Origin of the sequence: Tropicimonas sp., assembly GCF_047971885.1 — a bacterium.
Taxonomy (GTDB): domain Bacteria; phylum Pseudomonadota; class Alphaproteobacteria; order Rhodobacterales; family Rhodobacteraceae; genus Tropicimonas.
The window spans coordinates 1-6,547 of sequence record NZ_JBKEAE010000050.1 but is presented as its reverse complement, the minus strand read 5'-3'; the positions used below and the strand labels follow the sequence as shown (position 1 = coordinate 6,547).

The 6,547-nt window shown below is 65.6% G+C and carries 6 protein-coding genes and 1 pseudogene; 6 read left to right on the top strand and 1 reads right to left on the bottom strand.

Annotated features, from left to right (window positions below; all coding sequences use genetic code 11):
* Nucleotides 1-152: 152 nt before the first annotated feature.
* The 6 genes and pseudogenes from ACK5IR_RS05395 to ACK5IR_RS05370 all read left to right on the top strand — a co-directional run.
* On the top strand, nt 153-476 hold the full coding sequence (locus ACK5IR_RS05395) for a sarcosine oxidase subunit delta (protein WP_416926665.1): 324 nt from the start codon (nt 153-155) through the stop codon (nt 474-476).
* A complete protein-coding gene (locus ACK5IR_RS05390; RefSeq protein ID WP_416926663.1) occupies nt 473-3,484 on the top strand; it encodes a sarcosine oxidase subunit alpha family protein in 3,012 nt (1,003 codons plus the stop codon). Before ACK5IR_RS05395 ends, ACK5IR_RS05390 begins: the two co-directional genes overlap by 4 nt.
* Nucleotides 3,477-4,049, top strand: a complete 573-nt coding sequence (locus tag ACK5IR_RS05385; RefSeq protein WP_416926661.1) for a sarcosine oxidase subunit gamma — start codon at nt 3,477-3,479, stop codon at nt 4,047-4,049. The genes ACK5IR_RS05390 and ACK5IR_RS05385 overlap by 8 nt, the downstream gene beginning before the upstream one ends.
* A gap of 102 nt (nt 4,050-4,151) precedes the next feature.
* Entirely contained in the window at nt 4,152-4,751 is a 600-nt protein-coding gene (locus ACK5IR_RS05380; RefSeq protein WP_416926659.1) for a superoxide dismutase, read from the top strand.
* Nucleotides 4,752-4,978: 227 nt separating this feature from the next.
* A complete protein-coding gene (locus tag ACK5IR_RS05375; protein WP_416926657.1) occupies nt 4,979-5,434 on the top strand; it encodes a host attachment protein in 456 nt (151 codons plus the stop codon).
* 81 nt (nt 5,435-5,515) lie between these two features.
* Nucleotides 5,516-5,653, top strand: a pseudogene (locus ACK5IR_RS05370) (hypothetical protein); the annotation flags it as partial.
* A gap of 385 nt (nt 5,654-6,038) precedes the next feature.
* On the opposite strand, the gene ACK5IR_RS05365 reads toward ACK5IR_RS05370, so the two are convergent.
* Nucleotides 6,039-6,547 (bottom strand): transposase (locus ACK5IR_RS05365; protein ID WP_416926655.1); only part of this gene is annotated, 509 nt, incomplete at its 5' end.

Genomic DNA, 6,547 nt, shown 5'->3' with positions numbered 1-6,547 from the left:
TGCCCGGTGTTACGCGGATGATGAACGGCGCGCGGCCCATGGGCGGTTTCGTCCGTCTCGACGACGACGGTTTCGATGACGATCTCACCCGCGAGACGCTGACCGAGATGTCGTTCGCCTTCGTTGTCGCTTTGCCGCCCAAGGAGTAATTCATGCTGATCCTGACCTGCCCCTATTGCGGCATCGACTGCGACGAGACCGAGCTTGCCCCCGGAGGCGAGGCGCATCTGAAACGCGAGGGGCCGGGTTCGTCGGACGAGGCGTTCGAGGCCTATCTTTTCGAACGGCCCAATCCGATGGGGCCGCATCTGGAACGCTGGCGGCACGCCTATGGCTGCGGCAGGTGGTTCATCGCGGCACGCGATACGGTAACGCTGGAGGTCTACGGCACCTACGAGGCGCAGAGCGTGCGGCCGCCCGACCGGGTGGTCGCGGCGATCCGCAAACGGCATCCGGACTGGGAGGCAGGCAGATGAGTCACAGGCTGGAACTCGGTGGCCGGCTGATCGACCGCACCGCACCGGTCGAATTCACCTTCGACGGCAGCAAGATGACGGGCTTTGCCGGCGATACGCTGGCCTCGGCGTTGCTCGGGGGCGGGCAGATGCTGGTCAACCGCTCGTACAAGTACCACCGCCCGCGCGGCATCGTCGCCTCCGGCGCCGAAGAGCCCAACGCGCTGGTCGGGCTGGGGCAGGGCAGCCGGTTCGAGCCCGACGTGCGCGCCACCACCACCGAGCTTTTCGCTGGCCTTGCCGCGAAAAGCCAGAACGCCTGGCCGAGCCTCGGGTTCGACGTGATGGCGATCAACCAGCTTTTCGCGCCCTTCCTGTCGGCGGGGTTCTATTACAAGACCTTCCTCTGGCCGCGCCGTTTCTGGAAACACGTCTACGAACCGGTGATCCGCGATGCGGCGGCGTCGGGTCTGCCGCCGAAAGAAGCCGATCGCGATACATATGAGCACCTGCATGTCTTTACCGACGTGCTGATCGTCGGTGGCGGGATCGCTGGATTGCAGGCGGCGCTGGCGGCGGCACAATCGGGCGCCAGGGTCCTGCTGATCGAACAGACCCCGAACTGGGGCGGGCGGGCGCCGGTCGATGGCGGCACCATCGGCGGCCGGCCCGCCGCCGACTGGGTCGACGATACGGTGAGCGCGCTGTCCGCGATGGCAAACGTGACCCTGCGCAGCCGGATCATGGGCGCGGGCGTCTACGATCACGGCTATGCGATCGGGTGCGAACGGCTTGGTGATCATACGGGCCTGCCGGTGCGGCCGCGCCACCGGCTATGGAAAATACGCGCCCGACAGATCGTTACCGCGACCGGGGCCATCGAACGCCCGCTGGGTTTTGCCGGAAATGACCTGCCCGGTGTCATGCTGGCCTCGGCGGTGCGCGACTATGTGGTCGATTACGGCGTCGCGCCGGGGCGCGAAACGGTGATCGTTACAAATAACGACGATGCCTATCGGACCGCTCTGGCGCTCAGCGATGCGGGGCTGCGGGTTCCGGCGATCGTCGATGTCCGCGACCGGTCATCCGGCCCGCTGGCGGCGGAGTGCGAACGGCGCGGCCTGCGTGTCGATACAGGCGCCGCGATCATGAAGGTGAAGGGCCGGAGAAGGGTCGAGGGCGTCGTCCTGTGCCGCGCCAACGGCACCGGTGGCGCGGGCGCGGCACTCAGGTGCGATTCGGTGGCCATGTCGGGCGGCTGGTCGCCCGTCGTTCACCTGTGGTCGCATTGCGGTGGCAGGCTGCTGTGGTCGGAGCGGAACGCGCATTTCTATCCCGATCCGGCGCGCGCACCGACGGGCGCGGACGGTATGCCGTTCGTACAGACGGCGGGTTCGGCGTCCGGCGCGCTGACGATGGGGGCGGTGCTGGCCGATGCCGCCGTTGCGGGCGCCAATGCGGCCGCGGCTGCCGGATACGACAACCCCAGGGTCGCCCCCGTCGCGGCCGGGGATGTGGCCGAAACGCCGATCAAACCGGTCTGGGTGATGCCGGAAAAGGCGATTCCAGAACTGCGCGGCAAGATATTCCTCGACTTCCAGAACGATGTGAAGGTGACCGATGTCGAACAGGCGGCGCGCGAGGGATATTCGAGCGTCGAACTGACCAAGCGCTATACCACGCTCGGCATGGCGAACGATCAGGGGAAGCTCAGCAACGTCAACGGCCTTGCGGTTCTTTCCGCGGCGCTTGGCGAACCGGTTCCGCAGGTCGGCACCACCACCTTCCGTCCGCCTTATCAGCCGGTTTCGTTTGGCGCGATTGCCGGACAGGCCCGTGGCGCGACCTTCCAGCCGCTCCGGCGCACGCCGATCCATTCCTGGCACGAGGAGAACGGCGCCGTGTGGGAGCCTGTCGGCCAGTGGCGGCGGCCCTTTTGCTATCCGAAACCCGGCGAAAGCCACCACGAGGCGGTTTCGCGCGAGATTTCCGCCGTGCGCGGCGCGGTCGGGCTGCTCGACGCCTCGACACTGGGCAAGATCGTCGTCAGGGGGGTGGATGCCGGCCGTTTTCTCGACATGCTCTACACCAACATGATGTCGACACTGAAGCCGGGGCGCTGTCGCTACGGGCTGATGTGCAGCGAAAACGGCTTCCTCATGGATGACGGTGTGGTGGCGCGACTGGATGACGAAAGCTTCCTTGTCCACACCACTTCGGGCGGGGCGGATCGTATTCACGGCTGGATGGAAGACTGGCTGCAATGCGAATGGTGGGACTGGAAGGTCCATGTCGCCAACGTCACCGAGCAATGGGGCCAGATCGCCGTTGTCGGCCCGCAGGCGCGTATGCTGCTTGACCGGCTCGGCGGGCTCGATCTGTCGCCCGAAACGCTTCCCTTCATGGGCTGGGCCGGGGGCGAACTGGCCGGTTTTCCTGTGCGGATCTATCGCATCTCGTTCTCGGGCGAACTGAGCTTCGAGATTGCCGTGCCCGCCGGCCGCGCCCGCGCCCTGTGGGACGCGCTGATCGCTGCCGGCCGCGATCTCGGCGTCACGCCCTACGGCACCGAGGCGCTGCACGTCATGCGGGCCGAGAAGGGCTTCATCATGGTCGGCGACGAAACCGATGGCACGGTGATCCCGCAGGACCTCGGGCTCGGCTGGGCGATTTCGAAGAAGAAGGGCGATTATCTGGGCAAGCGCGCGCAGGAGCGCTCCCACATGACCAGTCCCGACCGCTGGAGGCTGGTCGGGCTCGAAACGCTTGACGGTTCGGTGCTGCCCGACGGCGCCTATGCGGTGGGCGAGGGCAGAAACGCCAACGGCCAGCGCAACACGGTGGGCCGGGTGACATCGACCTACCATTCGCCGACGACCGGCCGCGGTATCGCCATGGGGCTTGTCGAACGTGGCCCCGAGCGCATGGGCGAGGTGCTGAACTTTACCGCCACCGGGGGCAACCTGATCGCGGCGCGGATCGTCAGCCCGGTCTTTTTCGATCCGGATGGGGAGAAGCAGAATGTCTGACACCGCGACCGCGCTGAACGGTGCATCCTTTGCCGGGCCGCACGCGACCATTGCCGAGATGCCGCTGCCGGGCATGGTGACCTTGCGCGCCGATCTGGACGACCCGCAGGTTGCCGGGGCGGTACAGCGTGCGCTTGGCTGTCCGCTTCCCGATCGGCGGCGGATCGTGTGGGCGGGCGAATACTCGGTTGCCTGGATGTCGCCGGACGAACTGCTGCTGCTGGTGCCCCATGACCGCAGCGAAGCGGTGGTGGCCGAACTCGGCGCCGCGCTTGCCGGGCTGCACCATCTGGCGGTTGACGTGTCGGATGCGCGCGCATTGTTCAGGGTCGACGGTACCGCCGCGCGGGACGTTCTGGCGCGTCTCTGCCCGGCCGATCTTTTGCCGGCAGCCTTTGGTCCGGGCGAGATGCGGCGCACCCGGCTGGGTCAGATCGCGGCGGCCTTCTGGATGCGCGAGGACGGCGCTATTCTGGTGCTCTGCTTCCGCTCGGTCGCGCAATATGCCTTTGACCTGCTCAGCGATGCCGCCGCGTCCGGTCCCACGGGAGTGTTCGGCGACTGACCGGCGCATTGTGATCGCAAGTGGCGAGGCATTGCTTGACCTCGGGGAGCGCGACGTCCAGAAAAGGCGCTGAGAACTGCTGCACAGGAAGGAAACTGCCCGATGGCATTCGAACTCCCCGATCTTCCCTATGCTCACGACGCGCTTGCCGCCAAGGGCATGAGCCGGGAAACGCTCGAGTATCACCACGACCTGCACCACAAGGCCTATGTCGACAACGGTAACAAGTTGATCGCCGGCACCGAGTGGGACGGCAAGTCGCTTGAAGAGATCATTGTCGGCACCTACGACAAGGGTGCGGTGGCGCAGAACGGAATTTTCAACAACATCTCGCAACTGTGGAATCACAACCAGTTCTGGGAAATGATGGGCCCGGGCGGCAATGCGATGCCCGGCGAGCTTGAAAAGGCGCTTGCCGGCAGTTTCGGCTCGGTCGACGAGTTCAAGGCGCAATTCGCCGCCGCCGGTGCCGGGCAGTTCGGCTCGGGCTGGTGCTGGCTGGTCAGGGACAGCGACGGCAGCCTGAAGGTGACCAAGACCGAAAATGGCGTGAACCCGGTCTGTTTCGGCCAGACCGCGCTGCTGGGCTGCGATGTGTGGGAGCATTCCTACTACATCGATTTCCGCAACAAGCGCCCGGCCTACCTGAGCAACTTCCTCGACAATCTGGTCAACTGGGAAAACGTCGCCAGCCGGATGTGAGCCGGCGCGCCGCCGGCGCCTGAGAGATACCTCGTGCGCACGCCCCGTGGTCCGCAAGTGGAGCGCGGGGCGTGTTGCGTCCCGGGAGGCGTTTCTGTCCTGTTGACCCGTAACCGTTGCGCGTCTTTCATGGTGGCAGGCTGGCCGGGCGGCGCGGGCCCGGATGTCTCCGGATATCGGTGGCGCACGGCGCTGCGCAGGACCTGACGAGCGTTGGAGGACTGTCGATGACCCGTATTTCCCATGGTACCTGGGTGCTGATCGCCGACGGCGAGAAGGCGCTGTTCCTGCGCAACGATCTCGACGCGCAGAACCCGGATCTGAACCTTGTGATCGAGAAGCGGCAGGACGATCCGCCCAACCGCGAACAGCAGTCCGACCGGCCGGGGCGCAGGGCCGACGGCGGTGATAATCAGCGCTCGGCCATGGAGGAGGCTGACTGGCACCGGCTGGCGAAGGAGCGTTTTGCCGACGAGCTTGCCAGGCTGCTCTACAGCAAGGCGCACGACGGCGCGTTCACCCGGCTGGTGATCGTTGCGCCGCCGGTGGTGCTGGGCGAGCTTCGGCGCAGGCTGCACAAGGAAGTGGCGGACAAGGTTGTGGCCGAAATTCCCAAGACGCTTACCAACGTGCCGCTCGACCGGATCGAGAAATCGCTGAAGGACGATCTCGCGAAGCTCTGACGCGCGGTACCCGCCGTCGTCGGTAGTCAATCAGAGGCTTCCCGCCGTTGCGGACCGGGCCGGCAGGGCGCAGAGCCTGGAGGCGATAACTCGTTCGATCAGTGGGGGGTGGAGCTGGGCAAGGAGCTTGCCAAGGCACTGGAGCCGGTACTGGCCGGCGATCAGGGTACCGACGGCAAGGACGGCTCGACCGCCCGGCTTGTCGGATACTATCGCGCGCGCATAGCCTGGCGAAACCCGCGGCGCCCTGTCATCCGGAAGGGCGCCGTCACCGTCCGCCCGGTGTGTGCTTTCGGTTGGATCGCCCCCCGGTTTCAGTCGCTTGGATATAGATTCCGCTTCTCACGAGCTTGTCGAAGTGCCCAGGCGAATGTCCGCAGTATTGGGCTGCCTCAATTCTCCGCAAGGCCGCGCCCCAAGGCCAGCTTCTGTCGGCGTGCCTCATGTTTGCCGCCCTTGTCGCTTCGTCTCCAGGCAAGACTGCTGAGAAACCAAACTCCATGTGCCTTCAAGGGACTGAACAATCAAATCCGACTTAGGTCGTGTTGCGAATGCAGTGGAAATTGCCTGGCAGCGCGATCCGGGCATGTGAGGGATCGGTGTTTCAGGCTGTGAGGTCAAGGGGCATCGGCTCGAGGGGCTGAGAAAGGGTTTCCCAGCCATCGACCTTGCGCATCTGGATCCGGCCGGAGGCGAGCAGCGTCCAGAGCAGCATCGGGACGGTCTCGGCACAGGGCAGCACGGTCTGGGTCTTGATGCGGCGTCGGAACTCCCCGTTCAGGCGCTCGATGGCGTTGGTGGTCCGGGCTGATTTCCATTGAGACGGGTCAAGCCGTGTGAAGGTGAAGAGCCGATCACCTGCTTCTTCCAGGCTGTCGGCCACGGCCCGGCATTTCAGGCACCATTTGCGCAGGAATGCCTTGCGTTTCTTCTCGATCCCGGCGGCGGTGTCGGCATGGATCATGTCGCGGCAGTCCTCGGTCAGTTCGTCGTGGAGATGCTTTGGTGCATGGGCCAGCAGGTTGCGGTGTTTGTGAACCGTGCAGCGTTGGATCGGCAGGTCCTCGCCCCACAGTTCCACCAGCGCGGCCTCCAGACCCGGGGCGCCATCGA

Coding starts and splice junctions, on each gene's coding strand:
- ACK5IR_RS05395 (WP_416926665.1), top strand. CDS start 153: ATGCTGATCCTGACCTGCCCCTATTGCGGCATCGACTGCGACGAGACC.
- ACK5IR_RS05390 (WP_416926663.1), top strand. CDS start 473: ATGAGTCACAGGCTGGAACTCGGTGGCCGGCTGATCGACCGCACCGCA.
- ACK5IR_RS05385 (WP_416926661.1), top strand. CDS start 3,477: ATGTCTGACACCGCGACCGCGCTGAACGGTGCATCCTTTGCCGGGCCG.
- ACK5IR_RS05380 (WP_416926659.1), top strand. CDS start 4,152: ATGGCATTCGAACTCCCCGATCTTCCCTATGCTCACGACGCGCTTGCC.
- ACK5IR_RS05375 (WP_416926657.1), top strand. CDS start 4,979: ATGACCCGTATTTCCCATGGTACCTGGGTGCTGATCGCCGACGGCGAG.